Origin of the sequence: Cysteiniphilum halobium (assembly GCF_003574425.1) — a bacterium.
Taxonomy (GTDB): domain Bacteria; phylum Pseudomonadota; class Gammaproteobacteria; order Francisellales; family Francisellaceae; genus Caedibacter; species Caedibacter halobius.
In genome coordinates this window covers 48829-75628 of the sequence record NZ_QLIU01000023.1, presented here as the reverse complement: position 1 = coordinate 75628, position 26800 = coordinate 48829, and the positions used below count along the sequence as shown (strand labels likewise).

The 26800-nt window shown below is 38.2% G+C and carries 26 protein-coding genes and 1 other RNA gene; 17 read left to right on the top strand and 10 right to left on the bottom strand.

Annotated elements, in window-relative coordinates; translation table 11 throughout:
* Nucleotides 1-40: 40 nt before the first annotated feature.
* From DNK85_RS05675 to DNK85_RS05665, 3 genes are all read left to right on the top strand, one after another.
* The gene (locus tag DNK85_RS05675) at nucleotides 41-1732 is read left to right on the top strand and encodes a type III PLP-dependent enzyme domain-containing protein (RefSeq protein ID WP_119328602.1); all 1692 of its coding nucleotides are present in this window, start codon (nucleotides 41-43) and stop codon (nucleotides 1730-1732) included.
* 101 nt (nucleotides 1733-1833) lie between these two features.
* The gene (locus DNK85_RS05670) at nucleotides 1834-2118 is read left to right on the top strand and encodes a superinfection immunity protein (protein WP_208123142.1); all 285 of its coding nucleotides are present in this window, start codon (nucleotides 1834-1836) and stop codon (nucleotides 2116-2118) included.
* Between the two features lie 13 nt (nucleotides 2119-2131).
* Nucleotides 2132-4321, top strand: a complete 2190-nt coding sequence (locus DNK85_RS05665) for a UvrD-helicase domain-containing protein (protein WP_162896550.1) — start codon at nucleotides 2132-2134, stop codon at nucleotides 4319-4321.
* Here DNK85_RS05665 and DNK85_RS05660 read toward each other — a convergent pair whose 3' ends face one another.
* On the bottom strand, nucleotides 4322-6112 hold the full coding sequence (locus DNK85_RS05660; protein WP_119328601.1) for an aminopeptidase P family protein: 1791 nt from the start codon (nucleotides 6110-6112) through the stop codon (nucleotides 4322-4324). It abuts the gene before it with no gap.
* 235 nt (nucleotides 6113-6347) lie between these two features.
* Here DNK85_RS05660 and DNK85_RS05655 point away from each other — a divergent pair, with 235 nt between their 5' ends.
* The 5 genes from DNK85_RS05655 to DNK85_RS05635 all read left to right on the top strand — a co-directional run bounded on the left by DNK85_RS05655 (nucleotide 6348) and on the right by DNK85_RS05635 (nucleotide 10334).
* Nucleotides 6348-7355 (top strand): OmpA family protein, encoded by a 1008-nt coding sequence (locus DNK85_RS05655; protein WP_119328600.1) that lies wholly within the window; start codon nucleotides 6348-6350, stop codon nucleotides 7353-7355.
* A gap of 148 nt (nucleotides 7356-7503) precedes the next feature.
* A complete protein-coding gene (locus DNK85_RS05650; RefSeq protein WP_119328599.1) occupies nucleotides 7504-8076 on the top strand; it encodes a hypoxanthine-guanine phosphoribosyltransferase in 573 nt (190 codons plus the stop codon).
* 19 nt (nucleotides 8077-8095) lie between these two features.
* Nucleotides 8096-8878, top strand: coding sequence for a TatD family hydrolase (locus DNK85_RS05645; protein ID WP_119328598.1), 783 nt, complete (start codon nucleotides 8096-8098; stop codon nucleotides 8876-8878).
* A gap of 181 nt (nucleotides 8879-9059) precedes the next feature.
* Nucleotides 9060-9419 (top strand): type IV pilus modification PilV family protein, encoded by a 360-nt coding sequence (locus DNK85_RS05640; protein WP_119328597.1) that lies wholly within the window; start codon nucleotides 9060-9062, stop codon nucleotides 9417-9419.
* A gap of 33 nt (nucleotides 9420-9452) precedes the next feature.
* Nucleotides 9453-10334 (top strand): PulJ/GspJ family protein, encoded by an 882-nt coding sequence (locus DNK85_RS05635; RefSeq protein WP_119328596.1) that lies wholly within the window; start codon nucleotides 9453-9455, stop codon nucleotides 10332-10334.
* Nucleotides 10335-10416: 82 nt separating this feature from the next.
* Here DNK85_RS05635 and ssrA read toward each other — a convergent pair.
* Nucleotides 10417-10827, bottom strand: a transfer-messenger RNA (tmRNA) gene (gene ssrA / locus DNK85_RS05630).
* Nucleotides 10828-10882: 55 nt separating this feature from the next.
* Nucleotides 10883-12373, bottom strand: a complete 1491-nt coding sequence (locus tag DNK85_RS05625) for an MFS transporter (protein WP_119328595.1) — start codon at nucleotides 12371-12373, stop codon at nucleotides 10883-10885.
* 168 nt (nucleotides 12374-12541) lie between these two features.
* On the opposite strand from DNK85_RS05625, the gene DNK85_RS05620 reads away from it, so the two are divergent.
* Genes DNK85_RS05620 through ruvA form a run of 3 tightly spaced genes read left to right on the top strand, consistent with a single transcriptional unit; the run spans nucleotide 12542 to nucleotide 14450 of the window.
* Nucleotides 12542-13294 (top strand): YebC/PmpR family DNA-binding transcriptional regulator, encoded by a 753-nt coding sequence (locus tag DNK85_RS05620; RefSeq protein WP_119328594.1) that lies wholly within the window; start codon nucleotides 12542-12544, stop codon nucleotides 13292-13294.
* Complete coding sequence (gene ruvC, locus DNK85_RS05615) at nucleotides 13291-13806, top strand: crossover junction endodeoxyribonuclease RuvC (protein WP_119328593.1); 516 nt, start codon at nucleotides 13291-13293, stop codon at nucleotides 13804-13806. Before DNK85_RS05620 ends, ruvC begins: the two co-directional genes overlap by 4 nt.
* A complete protein-coding gene (gene ruvA / locus DNK85_RS05610) occupies nucleotides 13803-14450 on the top strand; it encodes a Holliday junction branch migration protein RuvA (protein WP_119328592.1) in 648 nt (215 codons plus the stop codon). The genes ruvC and ruvA overlap by 4 nt, the downstream gene beginning before the upstream one ends.
* 89 nt (nucleotides 14451-14539) lie before the next feature.
* Here the strand turns inward: ruvA and DNK85_RS05605 are convergent, their stop codons facing one another.
* The 3 genes from DNK85_RS05605 to smpB form a co-directional block, all read right to left on the bottom strand.
* Nucleotides 14540-15742: a multidrug effflux MFS transporter gene (locus tag DNK85_RS05605; RefSeq protein WP_119328591.1), complete on the bottom strand. Its 1203-nt coding sequence runs from the start codon at nucleotides 15740-15742 to the stop codon at nucleotides 14540-14542.
* Between the two features lie 157 nt (nucleotides 15743-15899).
* The gene (ttcA, locus tag DNK85_RS05600) at nucleotides 15900-16691 is read right to left on the bottom strand and encodes a tRNA 2-thiocytidine(32) synthetase TtcA (protein WP_235842385.1); all 792 of its coding nucleotides are present in this window, start codon (nucleotides 16689-16691) and stop codon (nucleotides 15900-15902) included.
* Nucleotides 16692-16695: 4 nt separating this feature from the next.
* Nucleotides 16696-17178: an SsrA-binding protein SmpB gene (gene smpB, locus DNK85_RS05595; RefSeq protein WP_119328589.1), complete on the bottom strand. Its 483-nt coding sequence runs from the start codon at nucleotides 17176-17178 to the stop codon at nucleotides 16696-16698.
* A gap of 74 nt (nucleotides 17179-17252) precedes the next feature.
* Here smpB and DNK85_RS05590 point away from each other — a divergent pair, with 74 nt between their 5' ends.
* The 5 genes from DNK85_RS05590 to DNK85_RS05570 all read left to right on the top strand — a co-directional run bounded on the left by DNK85_RS05590 (nucleotide 17253) and on the right by DNK85_RS05570 (nucleotide 21702).
* Complete coding sequence (locus tag DNK85_RS05590; protein WP_119328588.1) at nucleotides 17253-17696, top strand: type II toxin-antitoxin system RatA family toxin; 444 nt, start codon at nucleotides 17253-17255, stop codon at nucleotides 17694-17696.
* Nucleotides 17693-18004 (top strand): RnfH family protein, encoded by a 312-nt coding sequence (locus DNK85_RS05585; RefSeq protein WP_119328587.1) that lies wholly within the window; start codon nucleotides 17693-17695, stop codon nucleotides 18002-18004. The genes DNK85_RS05590 and DNK85_RS05585 overlap by 4 nt, the downstream gene beginning before the upstream one ends.
* 17 nt (nucleotides 18005-18021) lie before the next feature.
* Nucleotides 18022-18444 (top strand): hotdog fold thioesterase, encoded by a 423-nt coding sequence (locus DNK85_RS05580; RefSeq protein WP_119328586.1) that lies wholly within the window; start codon nucleotides 18022-18024, stop codon nucleotides 18442-18444.
* Between the two features lies 1 nt (nucleotide 18445).
* Nucleotides 18446-20407 carry a bifunctional tRNA (5-methylaminomethyl-2-thiouridine)(34)-methyltransferase MnmC2/FAD-dependent 5-carboxymethylaminomethyl-2-thiouridine(34) oxidoreductase MnmC1 gene (mnmC, locus tag DNK85_RS05575; protein ID WP_162896548.1) on the top strand — a complete coding sequence of 654 codons (1962 nt, stop codon included), beginning with the start codon at nucleotides 18446-18448 and terminating at the stop codon, nucleotides 20405-20407.
* A gap of 68 nt (nucleotides 20408-20475) precedes the next feature.
* Nucleotides 20476-21702, top strand: coding sequence for an MFS transporter (locus DNK85_RS05570; protein ID WP_162896547.1), 1227 nt, complete (start codon nucleotides 20476-20478; stop codon nucleotides 21700-21702).
* Between the two features lie 2 nt (nucleotides 21703-21704).
* Here the strand turns inward: DNK85_RS05570 and DNK85_RS05565 are convergent, their stop codons facing one another.
* The 4 genes from DNK85_RS05565 to DNK85_RS05550 form a co-directional block, all read right to left on the bottom strand.
* Nucleotides 21705-22910 carry a multidrug effflux MFS transporter gene (locus DNK85_RS05565; RefSeq protein ID WP_119328583.1) on the bottom strand — a complete coding sequence of 402 codons (1206 nt, stop codon included), beginning with the start codon at nucleotides 22908-22910 and terminating at the stop codon, nucleotides 21705-21707.
* Between the two features lie 13 nt (nucleotides 22911-22923).
* A complete protein-coding gene (gene bamB / locus DNK85_RS05560) occupies nucleotides 22924-24090 on the bottom strand; it encodes an outer membrane protein assembly factor BamB (RefSeq protein ID WP_162896546.1) in 1167 nt (388 codons plus the stop codon).
* Nucleotides 24091-24104: 14 nt separating this feature from the next.
* Complete coding sequence (locus tag DNK85_RS05555; protein WP_119328581.1) at nucleotides 24105-24752, bottom strand: YfgM family protein; 648 nt, start codon at nucleotides 24750-24752, stop codon at nucleotides 24105-24107.
* A gap of 140 nt (nucleotides 24753-24892) precedes the next feature.
* Nucleotides 24893-25642: a TatD family hydrolase gene (locus DNK85_RS05550; RefSeq protein WP_268876835.1), complete on the bottom strand. Its 750-nt coding sequence runs from the start codon at nucleotides 25640-25642 to the stop codon at nucleotides 24893-24895.
* A 182-nt stretch (nucleotides 25643-25824) separates the two neighbouring features.
* On the opposite strand from DNK85_RS05550, the gene DNK85_RS05545 reads away from it, so the two are divergent.
* Complete coding sequence (locus tag DNK85_RS05545) at nucleotides 25825-26781, top strand: AAA family ATPase (protein ID WP_119328579.1); 957 nt, start codon at nucleotides 25825-25827, stop codon at nucleotides 26779-26781.
* Nucleotides 26782-26800 lie beyond the last annotated feature (19 nt).

Sequence of the window (26800 nt, the reverse complement as noted above, 5' to 3'; positions counted from 1 at the left end):
TTGGCTTGCCAAAGATGTCTTTCATAGAAGGAGAAGTTCTATGAACAATATACTTTCATTTAATACACATAATACCTTTCAACCTTACTTTAGTTATGATGAAAATCATCAACTGTGCGTTCATTATGGGCAAAGTTTTACTCAGTCCATGCCGTTGACAGTAGTGATTGAGGAAGTCTTAAAAAAAGGTGGCAGTAAACCTTGTGTGCTAAACTTTAAACATATTACTGAAGATAGGATGTTAAATCTCTACCAAAGCTTTGCCAAAGCAATGGAAAATTACCGTTATCACGGAGATTATCAATTAGCTTATCCTATTAAAGTGAACCCTAATGCTGTGGTTATGGAGACCTTGAAAGAATGCGCGTATAAATATGACTTACCTTTTAACTTTGAAGTCGGCAGTAAGTCTGAGTTGTTAAGTGTATTAGCACTTGCAGCAAAGGAAAATAAAATCATTTGCAATGGGTTTAAAGATAAAGCATTTTATGCGCTTGCCAACTTAGCTGCCAAGCTAGGTTATACTGTCATTATGGTGCTAGAGAATGTCGATGAGCTAGAAGTTATTGAATCTCTAAGTTATGAATCAGCCATTTATTTTAAACTAGGATATCGCACAAAGCCATTTCATGAGGATTTGCATAGTGTTAAGTTTGGACTTAGCTTAAAAGATATTCATTTTGTCAATACTGAATTAAAAGCACTTAACCTTAGTGATAAAGTGGTGTTATTGCATGGACATATTGGCTCACAGCTTAAGCAATTAAGTCAGGTTGAAAAGCATATTAATATGATGGTTTGTTTGTATGGCAATCTTCTAAACGACTGCGAAAATCTAAAAATAATTGATCTAGGTGGAGGTTTAGGTATTGATTATGAAGACACGCAAAATCCACGCTTTCAATTGCCGTATTATGCTGAAACAATTGTCAGAACATTTAGCTATTTTGTTGATCTTTTCCAATTACCTCATCCAACAATTATTACTGAATCAGGCAGGGCAGTCACTGCCATGTCAAGTGTATTGATCGTTTCACCTCTTTATCAAAAAGCAGAAAATGACATTGTGACACAAACAAGCTATGATGAGGCTTTACAAGCTGGGTGGTTAAATGGTGAAGTGGATTTAGCGGATTTAGTCGAAAGCTCAAGTGTTAGTTACTTGGGAGATCAAAATGCACAAAAATTATGGCTTAATTTTTCGTTGTTTCAATCCTTACCAGATCACTGGGGGATTGGGCAGCATTTCCCTCTTTTGCCAGTGACGCACTACTCAGAAGAGCAAAGCATTGATTGTCAGTTATTTGATATCTCGTGTGATGCCGATGGTGTTTTCAAAGATAAAGAAGGTGGTGACTATGTTAACCTGCCGTGTACTGAGATTCATGATCTTGCGTTTATGTTTGTTGGTGCTTATCAGGATATGCTAAGTAGCAAACACAATATCATTGGGCGTACTACCTCTGTCGAGATTAATTTTGAGATAAATGATAACTATGTGTTGCATGTTGAGCAGGCTGAAGATTACCATGCGCTGTTGTGTCAATATGGGCATAATCCACTACAATTAAGCTCAAGATTACAACGCTTAGCTTATTTTCATTTGACTGAAGAATTAACCAAGCAAGAGCAAGCGCTATTGGATAATATTCTAAATGGTAATCCTTATTTGCAGTTAACAAATCAGGATCAGGTAACTTGTGGCTATTACCAAGGACTGGAGAAAATATAGAGTAATAACTCTAAATCAAAAAATACGATTGCTTTGGTTTTCATGAGCGATATTTGTTATGATTTTACCAGATAAAAATAGACTAACCTTTAGGTATACTCATGCGTATTTTAGTTAATTTACTATTTGTTATTGCAGTCGTTGTAGCTGTTTTGTTCTTTTTTCCATTCTCGATGTTAGTATTATTAGGCATATTACTATTAATGCTTTATTTTCTACCAAGCTATATTGCTTTTAAAAAGCAGAATCCTAATGCTATTATTATTTTTATTATTAACCTATTGTTTGGTTTTACATTGATTGTTTGGTTGATTTGCTTAATTTTGGCGATTGCCTATCAGCCACGTACGATCATTGTTGAAAAACATCACTACCACGGTGTGTAATGTTATGACAGTTATGCTTGATATGATTCACACACTTAATAAAGCGCAGCAAGAAGCCGTACTTCTGGCTAATGAAAATGCACTAATTTTAGCAGGGGCTGGTAGTGGTAAAACGCGCGTATTAACACATCGTATTGCTTATTTATTTCAGGAGAAAAACATTTCACCTTTAAATGTTTTAGCGGTGACGTTTACGAACAAAGCCGCTCGTGAGATGCGTGGTAGGGTTGAGACGCTTCTGGGATTTTCAACTGTTGGGATGTGGATTGGTACATTCCATGGCATAGCGCATAGATTATTGCGTCAACATGCGCAAGAAATTGGTTTTAATCGACGCTTTAAGGTGCTTGATCAAGATGATCAGCTGCAAGTGGTCAAAAAAGTCATCCAAAGTTTAAATCTGGATGAGAAATATTGTCCGCCTAAGTATTTCCAAGGATTTATTAATAGCAAAAAAGATGAGGGTATTCGTGCGATTGATCTACCTACAGCTGAATTTGATAGTGAAGTAGTTAAAATATACCAAGCTTATGAAGCACGCTTAAAGGCGGATAATGCGCTGGATTTTGCTGATTTACTTCTATATGCCTATGAGCTTTTTAAACAGAATGAGGTTTTACGCAACTATTATCAAAAGCGCTTTCAATATGTATTGATTGATGAGTTCCAAGATACTAATAGTGTGCAATATAAGTGGCTGATGTGTTTAAAATCGACAAATAACACTTTTATGGCAGTAGGTGATGATGATCAATCTATTTATGGTTGGCGTGGTGCTAAAGTTGAAAATATCGAACATTATCTAGCGGATTTATCCCCCGTGAAAGTCGTGCGCTTAGAGCAGAATTATCGCTCCACACAGATGATTCTAGATGCCGCTAATGCGATTATTGCTAATAACAGTAAACGCATGGGCAAGATGCTGTGGTCAGAGGCTGAAAAGGGGGAGCCAATAGCGCTTTATGAGGCGTTTAATGAGCGCGATGAGGCAGATTATATTGCCGATAAAATTGATGATTTACATCATAATCAATCGATTGCCTTAGCTGATATTGCGGTGTTGTATCGCTCTAATGCGCAATCGCGTGTGATTGAGGAGGCATTACTCAAACGTGGGTTGTCTTATCGCATCTATGGGGGCTTACGCTTTTTTGATCGAGCGGAGATCAAAGATGCATTAGCTTATATGCGTTTGATTGCTTTGCGTGCCGATAACTTAGCTTTTGAGCGAGTGATTAATCTACCAACGCGTGGCATTGGTAATAAAACCTTAGAAAGTATCCGTGAATATGCCGGATCACATGATTTATCATTATGGCATGCAGCTGTTGAGATGATTAAGATAAAAGCATTTAATAGTCGCGCCTCTCAAGCACTGCAGCGATTTATTGATTTGATTGAAGATATGTCTGCTTTGAAAGATGCGCTGAACCTGGGGCAATTAATGCATCACGTGCTTGATGCCAGTGGTTTAATGCTGATGTATCAGGAATCAAAAGCTGAGAAAGCCCAGCAAAAGCATGAAAACTTAAAAGAGCTAGTCAACGCAGCCAATGAATTTATACCACCCGTTGAAGATGTTGCTGATGAGGATTTGCTGGTTGAGTTTTTGAGTTTTGCCGTCCTTGAATCAGGGGAGATGCAAGCCGAGGATAATATGGATGCTGTACAACTGATGACGCTGCATACGGCAAAAGGGCTTGAGTTTCCTTATGTGTTTATGACAGGTCTTGAAGATGGCTTATTTCCATCATCGCGTTCGATTGAAGTGCGTGAGAAATTAGCCGAAGAAAGGCGACTTTGTTATGTTGGTATTACGCGTGCGATGCGTCATCTAACCTTGAGCTTTAGTAAAGTACGCCACCAATATGGTGATATTAACTATCAGGTCAAATCGCGATTCTTGGATGAAATTCCCGATGAATATATACAGCATGTGCGCCAGCAAGTGAAAAATAAACAATCTCAAAAAACGAAAAAAACCAGTTTTGGCATGTCGCCTTTTGAGTTTATGAAAATTCAAGATACCAATAATACTGCAGCGTTTAAGCCTGGTGATTGTGTTGTTCATCCAAAATTTGGTATAGGTGTTGTCATGAAAACCGAAGGGCAAAATGATAACTTGTGCTATCACATTGATTTTCAAGCAGGAGGGGGTAAGAAGGTATTACTTGCCAATATGGCAAAGTTATCTAGGCTATAGCTATAATGCTTTAGTCTGTGCAATTAACCATGCTTTGATGTTCTCATCACTGATCATTGGTAGCATTTCTTTTTCAACGCGCAAGTGATAACTGTTGACCTGTTTAATCTCATCGTTAGTCAAAAGTGATGTTTCAATTAAGTTACGCGCATAAGGGACAAGGGTCAGATCTTCAAAACAATAAAAATCACCAAAATCATGATGTGCTTGTTCGCGCATCGGCTTAACAAAACACAAATTCTCAATGCGAATGCCAAATTGATTGGGGAAATAGACACCTGGCTCATTGCTCACAATCATGCCCGGTTCAAGTGGTTGATTACTAAAGGCTGGGGAGATGCGTTGAGGTCCTTCATGCACACATAAGAAGCTACCAACTCCATGGCCTGTACCATGTCCATAATTTAATTGCTGTTGCCATAGTGGTTGACGCGCTAGTGTATCAAGTTGCTCACCACGCGTCCCCTTGGGGAAGCTTGCATTTTGAATAGCTAAATGCCCTTTAAGCACTAATGTGTAATAGTATTTGTGCTCTGAAGTTGGAGTGCCTAAATGAAAAACACGGGTAATATCGGTGGTGCCTTCTAGATATTGCCCACCGGAATCTAGCAAATAAAGACTGCTATTGTTAATGACTTTGGACGTCTTTGCTGATGATCGATAGTGAATAATAGCGCCATTTGATGCAAAACCGCTAATGGTATCAAAGCTAGGGCCTTTGAAGTTAGGTTGCTTTTGGCGAAACTTCAAGAGCATATCTTGTGCTTTTATCTCATCTATTCCTTCTTGCCAATGACTTTCAAGCCAATAACTAAACTCAATCATGGCAATAGCATCTTTTTTGTGCGCATATTTACTGCCATCAATTTCAGTGATATTTTTACATGCTTTGGCAAGGGCAATGGGCGATGGTGCAAAATGATCACCACATTCAATATTTAAGTTTTGTAAAATAGCGTAATTTGCGCTATTTGGATCAATCCAGATTTTGCCTTTGAGTTTAGATAATTGCGGATAGAAATCATCATAACGCATAATGCTAATCCCTTGAGCGTTAAGCGTAGCTCTAACTTCATCATTTAACTTAGAGGCATCAACGAAAAAGTCACAATGATCTTGATAAAGAATTACATAGCTAATTACCAAGGGATTAAAATCAATATCATTGCCACGAATATTTAATAGCCAAGCGATTTCATCAAGCATGCTAACAATCAATGCATCTACCTGGTTTTTATGCATTATTGCGCGCATTTCTTTGAATTTCGTCTTTGTGTCTTTGCCACTAAAGCTATCTTTTTGTAGAAAAACATTGGCATGTGGCAGTGCGCTTTGGTCTTTAAGCGTAGTGCGTGTTTGATCAATGAGATTGTCTTGATCAAATACACATTTTCCTTGTAATGAGCGCATAAGCTCCTCAAGGCGTTCAGCGCGTTTAATAGAGAGTGTTGTTGGATCTAGTGCAATGGTTTTACCATAGGCATTATCTCTTAGCCAAGTTTCTAATTCAGAAACAAAACCTTGCTGTTTTTGTAAGCTATAAATACTGCTATCAAGCTGTGCTTCTGCTTGTAAAAAATAACGCCCATCCGTCCAAAGAAGTGCATTATTTTGACCAATTAAGGCTTCACCAGCACTGCCATCAAAGTCGCTTATCCATGGGCGACGCTGCCAGGCTTTAGGTAAGTATTCATTGTTATGTGCATCTGTCGATGGCGCAAGATAGAAATCATATTGTTTTTGTTGCATTAATTGACGCAGTGTTTGAATTTTTGTGGAAAGCTCTAACATGAATTTTTCCTATTGCTTATTTCATAAGTTGCGGTTATTTAATCGTAGATAGTTGCTATAGACAATAAAATTTAAATTTTTTCTCTGAAAAAGCGCTGATAACTCTCCACGTCTGCTGAAAAGTTAATTATACTAGGCGAGGTTGATTAAAAGGATTGGTTTCTAGATTAAGAAACTCGCGCAATATCCTGTTAACGGATAAACTATTTTTATAACCAAAAAATGAGGAAAAAACATGAAGAAAAAAATCATTATTGGCTTATTAGCAGCAGGCTTGTGCTCAGCAGCTTTCGCAGCGAATGATCATAGTAACCAATTCTATGGACAGTTTGGCCTAGGTGGCTATTTCAACCATAGCTATTCTGAAAGTGGACCTGCTGTTTCAGGTACTGTTGGTTATGGCTTTAATAAAAACATAGCCGCGCAAGCAAGTGTGAGTTACATGGGCAACAACCAAAAAGCAGTTTTAGCAGAAGGTATTTGGAATTTTGCTAATAGCACTAATTTCACGCCATATGTCGCTGTTGGTGGTGGCTATATGGATATGAGAACGAACTCCTTTGGGCTTGATGCTGGTGCTGGTGTTAAGTATGATTTTGCACCTAATGCTTATGTTTCAGCGGATTACCGCTATCTTCAATCATTTGGTTCTAAGACACCAAATGGTAGCATGATTTCTGTGGGCATCGGCTTATACTTTGGTGGGGCGAACAATGCATCTGCTTATGGTGCAATGGGTCCTGTAGCAGCGGATCAACAAGCGCGTGAAGATGAGTACCATGCAGCTTACTCGTTGCCAAAAAATGTCATGGAATGTCAAGCAGGCACTTCTGAGATGACGCGTGAATCTATCGGTTGCTATACAGTTAATGGTGATAAAGTGACAATGCATTTGGATGCTAAGTTTGCATATAGCAGCTACGCATTAAATGCTAAAGCTAAAGCAGCAATCAATAACCTAATCAACTTTATGAACGAGTACGATATCAAGAAAGTGGTATTACAGGGCTTCGCTTCACAAGGTAAAAAAGGTCCAGCGTTCGCACAATATAACCATCAGCTATCAGTCAATCGTGCACAAGCAGTTAAGTCATACATGATTTCTAAAGGTGTTGATGCTAGCAATATTGAAGTAGTTGGTTATGGCTATACACGTCCACTAGTGCCAAATACAACTAAAGAAAATAAGTCAATTAATCAACGTGTTGAAGCAAGTATCCTTGTCCCTTTAAAGGCACAGTAAATATCTTCGGTTAAATTGCAAGCAACCTTGATTTGTCAAGGTTGTTATTATTCTAATTCTTGTCTGTTTCTTAAATTTTTTAGTTCGCATTCTTATGGAAATCAGATAGAATAGCTCGAAATTTCCATAAAGCGAAACTTCAAAATTCATGTCAAAAATTACACCTAGTTTCATTAAAGAAGTCTTTGATGCTTCACGTGTTATCGTTTCCCAAGAAGCTTTAGAAGTATCATTTGAAAAAGTGGCTACTGAGATTAAGCAAAAACATATCAAAGATAATCCAATTGCCGTATGTGTGATGAATGGTGGTCTGTTTATTACCTCTGAGATTGTTAAACGTTTGAACTTTCCACTACAGGTTGATTATATTCATGCCAGTCGTTATGGTAATGAGTATACTGGTACTAATATGCTAAACTGGGTAAAAACACCAAATATTAACCCACAGGGACGCACGGTTATTTTGTTTGATGATATTTTAGATGGTGGCTTAACGCTATCTGAAGTTAAACGTTATTATGAGGATCGCGACGCCTTGAATGTCTTAACGGCAGTTATGCTTGATAAGCAAGCACCAAGAGATAAAGGTGGATTGATTAAAGCAGACTACTATGGTCTTGAGGTGGAAAATGAATTTTTGTTTGGTTTTGGTTTGGATTATCACGGGTATATGCGTAATGTGCCAGAGATTCGTGCCGTTGCTGCCAAGCATATGATTTAACCATCCTATTTGGCTATTTATGATTATTGACTCTCACTGCCATCTAAATTATTTACAAAAAGATGGAAACCCTACACTCCAGGATATTGTCACAGAAGCAAAGGATAAGGGCGTTGAAAAAATTATCTCCATTGCAACCACACTGGAAGATGTCGCTGCAATTAAAGCGATCGCTTTAATGTTTCCTGAAGTTTATTACTCTGTCGGTGTCCATCCCAGTGAAGTTGAAGGTATTCAACCGCTTGATGCGCAAACCATTATGAATTACATCGATCATGATAAATGTGTGGCGATTGGTGAGACAGGGCTTGATTATTATTACAATGATAAAGAAACACATTCACTACAACAGCAGAAGTTTATTGCGCATATTGAGGCGGCAAAAATACTGCAAAAACCTGTTATTGTGCACACACGAAGTGCCAAGGAAGATACATTAGCTATTTTAAAGGCGCATGGCATTGAGCAATGTGGTGGGGTGCTTCATTGCTTTACCGAGGATTGGGATATGGCAAAAAAGGCGCTTAACATGGGCATGTATATTTCAATCTCAGGGATTGTTACTTTTAAAAATGCGCAAGATGTGCAAGCAATGGCACAAAAAATTCCACTAGATCGGTTACTTATCGAGACGGATGCACCCTATTTGACCCCCGTGCCGTATCGTGGTAAACCCAATTATCCTGCGTATGTTCATTATGTGGCAGAATTTTTAGCAAAATTGCGCGGTGAGAAATTTGAATTGTTTTGTCAAGCAACAAGAGAAAACACTAAACGCCTATTTTGCGGTATAAGTACGTAAAATAACGTGTGAATCAGTTAACCAAGCTGTTAAAAACTATTTCTCAGTCTATACTTCTATTAGGTTTATGATAAATATATTGTTCGTGAATCATTGTACAGTGTTCAATGGTAGAAATCTGTAAATGATTTGTGGTGGATATATAGGTAGTACATAGCTTAAGACAATTAAGGAAAGAGTGATGACATATAGTGAAAAATATAAAAATCATTTGTACAATAGGTATCACTTTAAGTTAGAAAAACAAGCCGGCTTTAGCTTGATTGAATCTTTAATTGCACTAACAATATTAGTTTTTGTCTTTACCTCGTTTATGGCAGTGATGTTGCGCTCAGCGACGATAGCAAGTCGAACAAATAATCAAGTTACTATTGATATTCTATTGGATAACCGTATTGAAAGCTCATGGATTACCGGACAGGCGATTGATTTATCACCTAGTGGTAATATTGTGTTTACGCAAACAGCTACAGAGTTAACAGGACGTAATACGCTATTGAATGTCGAGCAAGAGCGTACCTTTGCTGTGGTGACACCATAGGCTTAGGGAGGACTAAGGGTGTGTGATAAGAGGATGAAAACAAAAGAGCAAGGTGCAAGCTTAATTCAAGTATTGGTTGGTATTGCTGTTGCTGCTTTTGTTTTGGTGATGGCAGGTGAGATGTATTACACCGTGCGTCATAGCTATACCCGCACAGTCACTCAACTGGTGGATAATACCGAGGCAAGTGTTGTCGCGCAAACCTTTCGTAACCTCGTTGACCAATCAACCTCACCATCACCTTATGGTCTATGGCCATGGCAGCAGGTGGATCTGAGACCCCCTGCACCTGAGCCCGATCCTCCCCCTCCCAACCAGACTTTTAATCCACTATCATATCCTCCAGTATATGCGGCAACTTCATTAAATTTTTATGCTCCACCAAGTCATGTTGCTGGAACTGATATATTAATGTTACAAGGAGTTGTTGACAGTGAGTTTACGACAGCTAGTATTGCAGCTAGTGACTCACCGATGAATATCACAACGGAGTTAAATATTGGTAATGACGACTATATATTGCTTGCCGATCAAGCTGGTTATCAGGTGATGAAAGCAACGGCAGATGCCTCAGGTGGATCTGTCCCTGTTGAGCAGGGGCCAGCGCGTAGCTATGCCGCGGGCAGTTTTTTGGCGCAATACCATGTCTATATTCTCTATTTACGTGAGGTATCTGGAGTTAGAAGCCTTATGATTAACGTCGATGATGCAGGAAATTCACAAGAGCTCATTGATAATGTTGATGATCTGCAAATTCGCTATTATGTCAATGGCGTTTGGAATCATGTCCAAGCAGATGGTACTGTCGATTATTTGGAGCTTTGGTATAAGGCTGTAAAAGGTATTGAGATCAGTTATACTGTCTCAGGGCAAGTATATACAATCTTAATTGCGTTAAAGGCAAATGTTTTGTAGTGATCCAGCCCGCGTCCCGCGAGTTCAACTGCAACGATAAAAGTATATAAAACGTTATTGGTATATTATTTGATTGCTGACTTGGTGGAGGCGGCGGGAGTTGAACCCGCGTCCGCAAACTCGCCATCTTCAGATCTACATGCTTAGATTTATCTATTATCTTTAACTTAAATTTGCCCGATAAATCAGGGCAGCATTTAAGCGAGTCTTAAGATTTAACCGCAGTGTTTAGACAGACACGCTGGCGATCCTGTGTCAAAGATGAACGAACGTAAGATAGACCCACAAGCAAATACTATCGGTTCGTGCGTATCCGGGGTTTTAAGCCAGATTAAGCAGCTTTACGAGCAGCGAAAGCTGCATCGTTAGCTACAACGCGGTTTGCTTTATTTTTGCCAGTTATTCTGACGATGTAACGTGTTTTACGAGGCAGATACACCCTCGGCATGCACCGTAAGACATTGACATTCCCGTCGAAGCCATATTCGCCCCCAGTGAGACTTGCCATTGTAGGTAAGGGCAGACATAAAGGCAAGTAACAAGATAAATTATTTTGATTTTTGTGCAAATTTGGCATAGATTACAATTCCGATTAATGGCGCTAATAACCCAATAATAGAAACGGTAATTAATAGCCAGCCAAGCTCGTTATAATTAGCTGGTGTTAAAACAGTGTTATTACTGTGATCAATAACTTCACGGGTGACCACAAAGATTTGATTAAGATATTTGCTAAAGAGTGATCCTGCAGTTAGAGCCAAATTCATAAAGCTTGCCATTAAGGCAAACCAGGTTGCGGCATTGCCCTTGGGTGCATAGCGCGCGATAAGCGCTAGCATTGGGATCATCGCCAGTTGAGCAAAGGGTGAGGCGATAGCACTATCGATAAGCACAATAGTGCGTGCGCCGAAACCAAAGTAGACCATTGTCCATTCATGTAGACCATAATAAAGTGCAATAAGTGGTAATTCCAATAAGAAGCCTGCGATAGTGAGCCATAATAGCACCCAAGCGATCGATTTCTCAGTAATAAGACGTGCGAAAAACCACATGCCAACAATCGACATAAAGGCACCAATTTGTGAAAGTGTGCCAAAAAAAGCTTTATCAAAACCTAAGACATCGATCATAAACCATTGCGCACCGGGGCCAGCCGTAGGTGAAGCGCGAAAGATAAAGATCATCAGGGCGGCGACAAAAATAGCACGCAATAAATCTCGCGGTAGCTCTTTGGTGATGGATTTAAGTAAATAGATAATAATTGCCAAAGAAACGACAAAGACAATCTCTTGTGCAAAGGGAATATTACTTAAGCCGATAACAATAATAAAAACAGCATAGATCAGTCCACCAAACAGCACGGTTTTGTTAATTGGTCTTCTAGGAACTTTATCCAAACGAATGCATAAAATACCCGTAATACTAATCAGTGGAATGACTAAAGTGAGTAAAAACAGATTTTGATAACTCATCACTTGCGCAAGCCAACCACCAAGACCTGCAACAAGAAACATGCCTAAGCTTAAACTTAAGCGCCCTAAGAGCTGAACCATTGCCAAGTCTTTATCAATATCCTCTTGTAAGCGTCCCTTGCGTTCAACAACTTCAACACTCATCGCATCAGCGACGACATCTTGTAAGACGACACCAAGAACCGTCAAGAGTGAAGATATGAAGAAAAGGGTATTGTCAGGAGCTAAAGCCACGACAAAAGACCAGCGCCCAGCGAGTCCTGCCATAATGAGTGAGCCACAAACCATTAGTATGGCGGCAAGATAGATATAGGCTTTGCGCTGTGAGCCAAACAAAGGCAAGCTGTCGACAAACTGCCCAAAAACCATTTTGATATTCCACGGTAAGCTTAACCAAACACCAATAACAATAAGGCTTTCAGCCGATAAATTTAATTGCTCCTTGACAAAAAATGACTCACCAATACCGGAGAAAATGCTGCAACCATAGGCAAAATAAATCATTAAAAGAGGCAGGTAACGTAGGCGCATTGCTTTGATCGGTTGGATTAAACTATCGACTTGCATATGAATTTCATCCTTGCCTGATATTCCCTGTATTATTAATGATAGCCAAGATTATCTAATTTACCAAAATCACATCGATTACGGCACTGTTTTGCTGTGCTTTATGCTACAATTGCTGCGTTTATTAAGCTGAATATAAAATATCAAAGATTTAACAGAGGTTTAAATATGGCAGGTCACAGTAAGTGGGCAAACATTAAACATAAGAAAGCAAAAGAAGATGCTAAGCGCGGTAAGGTTTTTACTAAGCTTATTCGCGAGATAACCGTTTCTGCACGCTTAGGTGGTGGAGATAAAGATTCAAACCCACGTCTTCGCGCGGCGGTTGCAACAGCTTTATCCAACAATATGACCAAAGATACAATTGAGCGTGCAATTAAGAAGGGTGCCGGTGGTGAGGAAGGTGGCAACTTAGAAGAAATTCGTTATGAAGGTTACGGTCCAGCAGGTGTCGCTTTTATCGTTGATTGTATGACTGATAATCGTAATCGCACAGTGGCTGAAGTGCGTCATGCCTTTACTAAAGCAGGAGGCAATTTAGGCACAGATGGCTCAGTTGCATATATGTTTAATAAAAAGGGCATTATTAGTTTTGATGCAGGCTCAGATGAAGATGTGGTGATGGAAGCCGCCCTTGAAGCCGGTGCTGAAGATGTTGTGAGCTTTGATGATGGTGCAATTGATGTCATTACCGATCCTAATACTTTTTCAGAGGTTAATGATGCTCTAGAGGCGAAGGGTTTAAAACCAGTATCTGCTGAGATTACTATGGATGCTGATGTCAAAACCAATATTGATGATGCAGATATTGCGCAAAAGATCATGAATATGATCGATCGTTTAGAGGATCTTGATGATGTGCAAAGCGTTTATAGTAATGCCCAGTTTGATGAAAGTGTGATGGATGTGCTTAATTCGTGATTATTTTAGGCATTGATCCAGGCTCACGTATCACAGGATTTGGTGTGATTAAAGTGCAAGCAAAAGATTGCTTATATGTCACCAGCGGTTGTATCCGCATCACTAAAGAGGCAACAGCTGAACGCTTAAAGCAAATTCAAGATGGGATCAATGACATTGTTGCCGCTTATTGTCCAACAGAAGCGGCAATTGAGCAGATATTTATGTTTCAAAATCCAGGGGCTGCATTAAAGTTAGGACAGGCGCGTGGTGTGGCAATGTGTACTTTGGCAAATCAGGGTTTAATGGTGCATGAATATTCAGCCAAACAAGTTAAGCAAGCCATTGTTGGCAATGGTAATGCAAGTAAATTTCAGGTGCAGCATATGGTGCAATCCTTTTTACAATTAAGCCGTAAGCCACAAGCAGATGCCGCAGATGCTTTAGCCATTGCTATTTGTCATTTTCATAGTCGCAATAGTTTGCAGTTTATTCCAGGAGCCAACAAAATTGTACGAGGACGATTAAGATGATCGGAAGGATAAAAGGTAAGCTTATTGAAAAGCAGCCACCACTGATGCTGGTTGAAGCTGCTGGTATAGGTTACGAAGTTTGGGTGCCGATGAGCTCGATCTATAAACTTGGTGATATAGGGCAGGAAGTAATATTGCATACGCATTTTGTTGTGCGTGAGGATGCGCAACAGCTCTATGGTTTTGCGACTAAGTCGGATCGTAGATTATTTCAAGAACTGATCAAGATCAATGGCATTGGTGCAAAAATGGCTCTGGCTATCTTATCAGGTATGGATGGGGTAACTTTTGTTAGTTGTATTGAGTCGCAAGACCACGGGTTGCTATGCACGATTCCAGGTGTTGGTAAAAAAACGGCTGAACGCATCATTATTGAAATGAAAGACAAAATCACCAAGTTGGTACTTGAGTTAGACGCACTAACACACAATATAACTCATACGGTTGTAGAAAATTCAGATGCTACTGAGTCAGTAAATATAAGCTATAATACAAACTCAATAGTACACCAAGCTGTTAATGCGCTTGAAGCACTTGGTTATAAGCGTAAAGAAGCAGAGAAATATGTTCATCAGGTTAGAAATGATGCCAATAGCGTTGAGAGCCTTATTCGTTTAGCTTTACAAGGGACGCAAAAGACATAAACATGCTGCCTGCTCGTATGCATTTAAAAATCAAGACATAAGCATGCTCCTTTTTACCAGGGCCCCGGCGGGGGCTAATAAGCATTTAATTAAAAATATGTTTTATCGTTAATACCAAATAAAATAACCGTAGCAACAAGTGACATCACCAATATTAATAAAGCGATAAGTAAGTTGGGCTCCAAAGGTAATGACAAAGCAAAGCCACTGATAAGGCCAGCTGCAAGCATGCTAATGCAGCCATATAAGCTACCTACTGCGCCCAAACGCGTTTTAAAGGCAACAATGGCTAATGTGCTACTGGTTGGGAAAATCACACCTGCTGAAAAGTTAAAGATAATAATCGCTAGCATGATAAATTCAAGGCTATGATTAAAGAACACCGCTTGAATAGTTATCAGTATCCCTGAGAGTAAGAAAAGCATTACCGCAATGATTTGAGACCGCTCGATTGAGATGTGTTTTAGTGCCATACCGTTAGCAAACATTCCTACGGCAATAAAAACTTCACCAATACCAAAAACAATAGCGTAATGGATTTCACTTAATCCAAAATATTTTTGAAATAAAAAGGCACTTATCGATAAATAGGCAATAATAGCGCCCATAATAGTGCTTGAGATTGTTATGTTTTTGATGAAAGCTTTATTTTTAATTATCCATAGATAGGTTTTAACGGATAATTTGGCGGAAAGACGTTTTTTGGGATTTAATAAAGTTTCAACCAGATAAACATAAGCACCAATATAACAAATTAAACTTAAAACTAAGATGAAAATAAAGTCCGCGCGCCAATGGTAAACATGTGCTAGAAATGCGCCAAAAATTGGTGCAATGACGGGAGCCATCAAGGTGCCAATGCCCATAAATGACATAAAACGTGCGTATTTGACTTTATCAGGAATAACATCACGCAAAATAACACGACCCAAAGACATCGGCGCTGCCATGCCAACAGCTTCAAATGTGCGTCCGATCATCAGCATACTGAAGTTCAAACTAAACACGGTAATCAGTGTGCCAATGATACTAATACCAAGACCGGTGAGAAAAATCTTGCGTCGCCCAAAGCGCTCAGACAGTGGACCATAAATCAGTTGGGCACAGGCGAAAACGATAAAGTAATAGGTGACACTAAATGCTAATAAATGCGCTCCTGTGCCAAAATCTTCACTAATACTTGGTAAAGAGGGCACATAAATATCAGAGACAAAGATACCTAGCATTGAAGTAACCATAATAATAAAAACGAAAATAACCTTAGCCGATGGTGATGCTTTAATGTGTAACATGATTCCTACCCAGTAATAATAACCATCAAAAAATGCGTTAGAATGGTTATTTTAATAATATTGTAAAATTTCAAAAATGAACGCCAGTTCAGTATAAAGTAAAACTATTTTCTGTGCCAGATAGATTCTGGGAAAGTTTGTCGTAAAATTATAATAATTAAGCATTTATAGGGTAGCTATATGTACGCTCTTGATCACACCCACGTGTATCAAATAGATTTTGGTCATATAAGTGACTAGGTACAATATTGCTAAGAGATGCAAAGATATTCTGTGGAATAATCGGGTTTTGTTGAGATAACTGGTGAATCAGGTTTTTTACTTGTTGTCGTTTTAGATTTTCTTGTGTGCCACATAGATTGCACGGGATAATTGGAAAAGCCTGTTCTTTGGCAAAGCGCGCAATGTCGCGCTCTTGGCAGTAAATCATTGGTCTGATAACCACATTGTGTTTATCTTCCGTTAACAATTTTGCAGGCATTGATTTAACTTTTCCTTGATAAAACATCGACATTAAAGCTGACTCAATGACATCATCTTTATGGTGTCCAAGCATGATTTTATCCACCTTGTTATCACGCGCAAAACGATAAATATTACCACGGCGTAAACGTGAACATAGTGAACAGTAAGTTTTATTTTCAGGGACTTTATCAATAACCACAGAGTAGGTGTCACGCTTTTCAATGATATATTTTATATTATGATCTTCAAGGTATTTTCTTAATCCAGAATCATCCCAACCCGGCTGTGTTTGATCCAACGTGTAAACAATTAAATCAAGGTTGTAAGTACCGTTAGCTACTAAGTCGTGCATAACCTTAACCAGTGTGAAAGAGTCTTTACCACCAGATAAACAAATCATGACTTTGTCATCTTTTTGCAACATCTTATAATCGGCAATTGCTTTGGTGATATAAAAGTGAAGTTTTTTTTCTATTTGTGTCATGGTGTTATAGATTCTTTTTAAATAGTCGTTCTTTTTCACGTTTCCAATCATGCTCTTTCGAAGCTTGGCGTTTATCATGCTGTTGTTTACCTTTGGCAATCGCAATCTCAAGTTTAACGCGTGAGCCTTTCCAGTACATTGCCAATGGCACAACGGTATAGCCTTTTTGATCAATTTTGCCTAAGAGTTTGTTAATTTCTCTGCGATGCAATAGTAACTTACGTGTACCTGCAGGAACAGGTACAACATGAGTGGATGCAGAATGCAAAGGTGTAATCAGCGCATTAAAAAGCCATGCCTCATTATTCTTAACATGAATATGACTATCGGTTAATTGTACGCGACCTGCGCGTATGCTTTTAATTTCCCAACCTTGAAGTACAATACCTGCTTCAAAGCGCTCTTCAATTAAATACTCATAAAAAGCTTTTTTGTTTTTGGCAATCGTATTACTGGTCGCCGTTGATTTTGGTTTTGTCTTTGCCATTGTTTTGCAAAATAGTGCATAAGCGTTACAATAGCCGAGATTCTAACATGAACTTATGACATAAGAGAAACACTATGACAACAATTCATCGAACAGCATTGGTTGAATACAGTGCTAAAGAGATGTATGACCTTGTAAATGATATTGACAAGTACCCCCAGTTTCTACCGATGTGCCAAACGGTAGAGGTACATATGCATACCGAAACTGAAGCTGAAGCGACGCTTAAAATTGCCAAAGGTGGAGTTAAGATTGATTTTGGCACGCACAATGATATGATCCCAGATAAGGAAATTAAGATACGGTTAATTAAAGGACCATTTAAGCGTTTGCTGGGTGTATGGCATTTTATTCCATTAAATGATAAAGCCTGTAAAATAACATTGGATTTAGAGTTTGAGTTCTCTTCTAAAGTGATGGCATTAGCATTAGGTGTGGTCTTTAATACACTGGCTAATACAATGCTTGATGCCTTTTGTAAACGTGCCAAGACGGTGTATGGAGTAGCGTCTGTATGAAAATGTTACCAGTAGAAGTTGTTTATGCGGATTCTAAAAAACAGAAGCTATATCAGCTTGAGTGTCATGAAAATTCCTCTGTAAAAGATGTGATTACACAAAGTGGTGTGTTAAGTGATTTTCCAGAGATTGATTTAAATGTACAATCAGTGGGCATTTATAGTGACATTGTGACACTCGATCATATTGTAAAGTCTGATGATCGCATTGAAATTTATCGTATGTTAACCATTGATCCTAAAGATGCCAGAAGAATTCGTGCTGAAGAAAAACGCAAAAAAGATGGGTTAAAACTGTTTGGGGCTTAAGAGAATAGGAGAAAAACATGAGCATTTGGAAAACACCTGTAACTATAGAGCAAATGAACGAGCGAGGAGCTGGTTTATTCTCGGACACCTTGGGTATTTGTTTCACTGAATTAGGTGATGATTATTTATTAGCAGAAATGGAGTTAAAGCAAAAGCACAAGCAACCCATTGGGATTATGAATGGTGGTGTCTCTTGTGGAATCGCAGAAACCGTTGGCAGTACTGCAGCAAACTATGCCGTTGATTTAAATACGCAATATTGTGTTGGATTAGACATCAATACCAATCATATTCGCCCAGCTGTTAGTGGGATTTTAACCGCAAAAGCCTATCCACATCATATAGGGCGTACAACACATGTATGGGCAATTGAAATTATGGATGAAAAGGGGCGCTTGATATCGATTAATCGCCTAACGATTGCTGTAAAGGATCGATAATTTGCAGCATGCAAAACTAAAATGGCAAGACTCAGGCGAGCCACTCTCGGATGAATTTGGTGATGTTTATTTCTCAAAACATAATGGACTTGCAGAGAGTGAATATGTTTTCTTAGATGGTAATCAGCTAAAGCAAAGATTTGAAAATCTTGATCAAGCTACGCATTTTGTGATTGCTGAGACAGGTTTTGGTACCGGGTTAAACTTTTTAGTTACCCTAAAGCTTTGGGATAAGTATGCACCTAAAACGGCTAAATTAAGCTTCATAAGTTGTGAGAAATATCCATTAACGCATGGTGATTTACACAAAGCATTGTCGATATGGTCAACATTAAAACCTTATACGGGGCAATTGCTTAGTGTTTATCCAAAGGGTTTTTATTGTGGTGCAACACTTCTGAATATATCAGAAAATATTAATTTAACTTTATTGATTGGTGATGCCGCTAAGATGCTGACAACAATCGATCTTAGTGTTGATGCTTGGTTTTTAGATGGTTTTGCCCCTGCTAAAAATCCAGATATGTGGTCAGATGATTTATTTCAAGAAATTTATCGTTTAAGTCATGGACAAACAACTTTGGCGACATTTACTGCCGCAGGCTTTGTCAAGCAAGCACTAGAAACCCAAAACTTTGAAGTGAGAAAGCGAAAAGGCTTTGGCTACAAACGTGAAATGATTTGTGCCTCCATTAATAATGCTCAAAAATTAGCGCAAACTAAAATGAAATCGTATTTTGCGAAACCTTCATTTATACTCAACAAAAATCAGAAAATTGCAATTATTGGTGCAGGTATGGCCGGTTGTGCATTGGCGTATGAATTAAATCATATGGGATTTGAAATTGATTTGTTTGATCAATCTGATGATATTGCACAAGGTGCATCAGGTAACCCTTATGGGATCTTACGTCCTTATATTACTGCTGATGGTAGTATTTCTGACCTATTTCATACCCAAGGTTTTGTGCATACCAGAGATTATATTCTCAAACATAAAAATGAAATTGATTTTAAAGTGTGTGGTGCCTTGGAACTATTAAATGATAAAAAAACACAACAGCGTTTTGAAAATATCGTGAAGAAACGTGTGTCAATTGACGATTTATTACAAATCGTTGATGCTGCAACAGCTTCTGAAATAGCAGGTTTTGATATTTCATCAACCTGTGCTTACTATCCAACGGCAATGATGGTTAATCCTTATTCGTTATGTCAAAGCCTTATTCATAACACTAAAAGTGTAAATCTATTTTTATCATATCGATTAGATGAATGTGTAAGATTAAATAATAATTGGCAGCTTAGCTTCACCGATAACAAAAATAATCCAAAATCGCTAGCATACGCTGCGGTGGTATTTGCCGGTAGTGCCTCACTTATACAGCAGATTAAGTCACTTAAACATCTAGAAGTGTATCCATCATATGGACAAATTACTCAAGTACAAAAACTATTAAATAACAAAGCAATTGTAATTGATAAAGGCTATATTCTACCAAGCGTTGATGACAAGCAGCTTATCGGTGCAACATTTCGTGATAATAATGATCTAATGGCTAAAGTGCGTGATAGTGATCATAATATTAATCTGGCACAGTTGTCTAATGTCATTGATGAGTCAGTAGATGCTAAAATTATATCAGGACGTGTATCATTGCGCTGTGTAACTCCTGATCATGTACCGATGATTGGTGCCATTGCTGATGTGCTTAATTTTTCGCAGCAATATTATCAACGCTTGCAAAAAGGTTTTATTTTAAAGGCGCTGCCTCAAGCGGAGTATCTACCAGGACTTTATTTATTAACAGGATATGGCTCAAAAGGACTATGCTCGATGATATATGGTGCTAAGCTATTAAGTCAACTAATTGCTCATGGGTATAAAGCATCTGTGCCAAATTATCTGCTAGAAGGACTTCACCCCTTAAGGTTTAATATAAGAACATTTAAAAAGAAATAAGCTTTTACTTAAGTTTTAACTATAATGACGACTGATAATGCATGGATAAAAAATGGATACTAAAAAACATGTCAATAGAAAAATCACCAATGACAAATAGAACAAGCAAAACTGTATTAATCATTTTATTTATTGCGGCAGGATTTATTCTGGCATATCCGCAAGCAATGATGGATATCTATTTGCCAGTGTTACCCTATTTAGATAAGGCGTTAAATACCTCAAAAGAAATGGTACAATATACAGTAGCATTTTTCCTGTTGGGTAGTGCGATTTCACAACTTATTTCAGGTGTGTTATCCGATTGCTTTGGACGTATACGTATTTTGATTTTAGGCTTACTTGTTACGATGCTAGGCAGTGCTTTATGCCATGTCGAGCATACGATTGAATGGATGCTTATTGGGCGTGTTTTTCAGGGTATTGGTGCCGGTATGGCTGCGGTTTTAGCGCGTGTCATTGTCGCTGATTCGTTTCAAGGCAAGGCGTTTTCAAAAGTCTATGCGTTACTTATCGCTTTTTCAGTGTTTACTATATCGATTTCTCCGGTGATTTCAGGTTATTTAATGCAATATCAAGGATGGCATAGCGTGGTTAGTTTCATGTTTTGGTATGCTTTGGTTATTGCGTTAATTGTAGTTTTTGGCTTAGTTATTGGTAGAAATAGTATTAAAGCAACTACCTCACATACAAAAGTAAACATGGCACAAGTGTTAAAGATTATGTTTAACCTACGCTTTTTAACTGCTACTTTGGTCATGTTTTTTGTCTATGGTGTTGTTGCCTGCGTGCTTTTGACCTACCCTTATATTTTTGTTCAGGTCTACCATATGCCGGTTGCAGCGTTTGGTTGGGTTATTGCATTAGTCATTTTATGTATGCTTATTGGCGCATGGTTAAATGGTATACTTCTTAGGAAATACAGCATGATGTCACTGGTTAAAATAGCACTTATTGTCATGTTTATCAGTATGATTGGTGTAACTTTATCGTCAAATACAAGTACATATACTGCCGATATTATTTGCTTATCTGTTTTTTGGCTTGTCTATCTTTGGGTTTATCCGAATATGATGGCTATTGCAACCTCGGTTTACCCAGAATACAAGGGTTCATCAATCGCTATATTTAGCTTTATTCAAATTATTGGTGGATTTGTATTTACTGCATTAGGTGCTTGGCATGTATTGGATACGGTTTATGAGCTTGGTGTGACTGGTATGATTGGTTTATTGTTGGCATTTGTTGTTTTCAGTATTCTACAGCGCGTAACATCAAAGGTGCATAATAGTTAAACTCAATTTACTTTTTTAAGCCGCAACATATAAATGACTAAAATCACAATGCTTAAGCTTGAGAGAAAGGTAAAAGAAATAGGCATGGAGAGTGTATCGCTAAAGGGTAATATTGTGACAATAGCGGTGATTAATGAGGCCGCACCCATTTGAAAAAAGCCCATCATTGCCGAAGCTGAGCCTGCGGTTAGTGTAAATGGTGCAAGAGCCTTTGCTGTAGCAATTGGAATAACAAATGAAATGCCTGTAAAAAGGATAATAACAGGTGTTAGTAAACTATATAAATGGACAATGTTTAGCGACATAAAACACAATAGCATAATGGCACCAATAAGGCTTATAAACATACCAATAAGCAAAATCCCATTTTGACTAATCTTGTGTACAAGATAGCTGCATAATACTGAGCCAATCATAAATGCCAATACAATCCCTGCAGCGATGACAATAAACCATATCTTTTGTAAATGCAGTATGTTAATAACAATGCCTGGTGCTTCAACTAAGCAGGCATAAACCATCCCAATATTAAGTCCTAAGAGACACAAATAAACAAAATAGCCACGTGCTTGATATAGCTTACAGTAGTTAATAACCAGTTTCTTGGGACGAGTTGCACCATAGTTTTTCTGACGTAGTGTTTCAGGAAAGAGAAAAATAATCGAAATAAGTAAGATAATTGCCAATACGAATAATACAATAAAATTTGTTTGCCATGAGATAAAAGTGCCAACAATTGCCCCTGCTCCAGGGGCAATAGCAAAAGCGGCATTCATCTTAGCAAAAACTTTACCTTGATCTTTTAACGAAAACGCATCACGTACGGCAGCACTAGAGATAACCGCTCCAGCACAAGCACCAAAGCCTTGTAAGAAACGCGCAAAAATTAGTATGCTAATATTGGGACTAATCAAGCAAACAGTAGAACCAATAAGAAAAATAGCAGCACCAATAATCATAATCGGTTTACGTCCAAAACGATCAGAGAAAGGGCCATATAATATCTGGCTAATGGAGTAACCCAATAGATAAAAGGTAATGGTCAATTGGACATTGTGATAAGGTGTATTAAAGGCTTGAGCAATGCTTGGCAAAGAAGGTGCATAGATCGTATCACCAAAGGGGCCCACTGAAATCATCAGCACCAGAATAAACAAAGAAGGTGCAATAAATGCCGTGATTTTTTGTGAAGTTTTAGCGTTTGACATTTATAATAATTTTTTATAAATGGATAGCAGCAAGTTTGCCACTGTTGGTTTGGACAATGATGGATTTACCAGCAGCAATGGGTGTGGCACTAATACCATCACCACCAATCTCAACACGTGTTAGATACTTGCCTGTTTCTGCGTTGAAGATATGCACATATCCTTTATAATCTCCAACGGCAACCATACCGTTAATATATACAGGTGCGGATGGTTTGCGTCCTTCAAGTTCAGTGGCTTGCCACAGCTTATTACCGGTTTTTAGATTATAAGCAATCAGATCACCTTTGGTGTCAGTTGTAAAAATAGCCTTTTGTCCTAATGCCATACTGCGATAAATAGACGCTTTTTTCTGCCAGTTCATGCTACCTAATTTAGTGTTGAAACTGATCAAGTTGCCTTGGAATGTCGCAACATAAAGTGTGTCATTGTCAATAATGGGTGTGGCTGTGATGTCAACCATTTGCTGTGCAGGGGAGCCTGATTGTGGTAAGGCAATTGGGTTATCCCATTGTTTTTCACCGGTGGCTGTTTTTAAGCCCCATAAACTACCAGATGAAGTACCAGCAATCACTAAGCCTTGATATACGACAGGGGAGCTATTGCCAACTAACATCAAATCAGGTATTGCAATGCTTTGTGTCCACAGCTGTTTGCCATCTTTAAGCTTATATGCTGAGATGCTACCATCATGTGTTTGTGTGTAAATCACATTATCAACAATAGTGGGTGCTGAGAATAAGCTGCTTGGTAATGCGCTTTGCCATAGTACTTTGCCAGAGCTGGTATCTACGGCAACTAATGTGCCACGTAAGCTGCCTGCAATAGCAGTATGACCACTGACAGTAACAGGCGAGCTTAACTGAAGCTTAGTATTGGTTGACCATAAGCGTTTGCCTGTTGCATTTACTGCTGAGATATATCCGTCATAACTTGATGTGTAGACTACACCATTTTTAATGGCAGGTGTTAAGGTTAAATCGATTTGCCCATCATTGCCATTACCAATATTAGTATCCCAAGTATATTTAGCATCTAAGCTTGATTTAAATTCAACAAGTGGTTTAGGTGGTGTGTCGTTGCTTTTGTTGCCACAAGCGACTAAAGAGCCACCAAAAACAGCAATTAATACACTACTTAGAATAATTTTTTTAGTATTTTTGATTGTTAATTTTGTCATATTGTTATCCGTTATCATTTGCTTAACGCAGCAAGATTATCAATTTTCATTTGTAATAGGTTTTTAATATTTGCCAACTCTGGTTTGTTGGCTTCAGATAATGCATTTTGCCAGTATGTTTTGGCTTGGGCATAGTCTTTGTTAATGAAATAAGCATCACCTAATAGCATATTTCTTGAGAGGCCAAAGCCCGCTAATGTAATGCTATTGAGTGTTGCAATAGCTTCGGCTGTTTTATTTTGCGCTAATTCAACACGTGCAAGGCGAAGTTTAGCAATGGCTTGCAAATTTGGATTAACACTACTATTGGCAATTTGCTTAAGACTCACTACTGCTTGATCTAATTGATGTTTAAGTACGGATTGTTTTGCAATTTCCAAACGGGCAAAATCGGCATAAATAGACTTGGGATAAAGATTAATAAGGTTTTGTGCTTGGTTTAAAATGGCTTCTGAGTTGCTTGATGCATTATCGGCAATAAGGGCCAAGTTTTGGTAAAGTTCAGCTGCTTGCACATTGTTTTCAAGCTTCCTTTTTTGCCAGTACTGCCAAGCGATGATAATTATTAAAATAATGCAAAGGAGTGTTATTAGTTTTGAGCCATATTTTTTCCATAAAAGCTTTACCTTATCCAACTCATTATTATCCAATTGTTCAGCCATATTTATTGTTCGTCTTGATCAAAACATTGTGTGGCAATATATCATAAAGCTTGGTGGCTCTGTAGTGTATTATTGGTTTTTGCCAGATAAAAATAACAAAATGTTTAAGATCAGTATAACTATAGGATAAGAGATTTGTTCTAAATAATCTGTTGCACATTTCGCGCCAATACTTGATGTATTTGATCTTTTGACAGCTTGTAAATTTCCACAAGCAGATCACATGTTTGTAGTAGGGATAATGGTGTATTTATTTTGCCACCACTCTTTGGTATGGGCATATCGGGTGAGTCTGTTTCAAGTAAGATATTTTCAATGCCGATGCGTTTTAACACATTTGGCAATTTACTATTTGGACAATGCAAAACACTACCAATACCAAGTTTAAAACCAAGATCACAATAAACTTTAGCAATATTAAAGCTGCCTGAAAATGCATGAATAATGCCACCATGTGTAAAATGATGGTGTGTTAATGCAGCAATGACTTCATTATGTGCTTTAACACTATGAATGATCACAGGTTTTTGTAATTCTTGGGCAATCGCTAATTGTTCATTAAAAAAGAATATTTGCAGGTCAAAATTCTCGATAAAACGCTTATCTAAACCGATTTCGCCAACAAGTGGTATATGATGTGTTATAAGCCATTTTCTTAGTGCATTAAGATGTTCTTGTTGATGTTTTTCAACATAACAAGGATGTAAGCCTAAAGCTACTGTGATAGATGAATGTTTTAAACTTAACTCAATCACTCTTTGCCAGTTGCTAAACGCTACAGCAGGATTAATAAAATGCGTAATGCCTTGCTCAAAACAATGGTGCAAAACTTGATTACGCATGCTATTAAAGCAAGGAAAATCCAAGTGACAATGACTATCTGTAAGCATAAACATTATTAAAATGATAATAATGTTCTTAATTGTAGTTAAGATGATGATTAAAAGGAACTGTATTAGGAGTTATACATTGATGGTTTTCAATAACATGAGCAGAATGGGGCTTGAAATTCATAAATGGATTTATAAAATAACCATAAACTATATGAAGCCTTTAAGCCGTAGGAGGGTTTATGTCGGTATATCAGGATTTTGAGAGTTTATTAGCGTATTTGGATGCACGCATTGTTGGACAAAGTGCTTTGACAAAACGTTTGTTAATTGCCTTATTATCATCTGGACATTTGTTGGTTGAGGGGGCTCCTGGGCTTGCTAAAACCACTGCAATCAAAACGCTTGCTGAGTGTATTGAGTGTTCATATCACCGCATTCAATTTACCCCGGATTTGTTACCTGCGGATTTAACGGGAACTGAAATTTATATTCCTGAGCGACAAAGCTTTGAGTTTCAAACAGGTCCTTTGTTTCATAATTTATTGTTAGCCGATGAAATAAATCGCGCACCTGCCAAAGTGCAATCAGCACTTTTAGAGGCAATGGGCGAGAAGCAAATTACGATTGGTAAACAAACTTATGCGTTGCCAGATTTATTTTTGGTCATGGCAACACAAAATCCAATCGAGCAAGAAGGGACTTATCCATTACCTGAGGCACAATTAGATCGCTTTATGTTGCATGTCAAAATAGGCTATCCAGATGCAACAATGGAGAAAGAAATTTTAGCTTTAAATCGTGGAAATTGTTCAGTAAATTTAGAAAAACCATCACTGATAACACAAGAACATATCTTTACAGCGCAGCAACAGGTATTGGACTTACATGTTTCCAGTGCCGTTGAGAACTATATGATTCAATTGGTATTAGCAACGCGTGATGCGGCAAAATATAGTGTGGAATTAGCTAAATGGATTCGCTTTGGTGCAAGTCCTCGTGGCACGATTGCCTTGGAACGCGCAGCACGCGCGCATGCCTGGTTAAATGCTGAAGACTATGTGTCACCTCATGATGTGCATGCAGTGATTCATGAGGTATTAAGGCATAGAGTATTACTAAGCTTTGAGGCTGAGGTTGATAATATTACCAGTGATGATGTGATTGATGCACTTTTAAAAGCCGTACCGATTCCATAAGTGGGAAAGGGGGGAAATA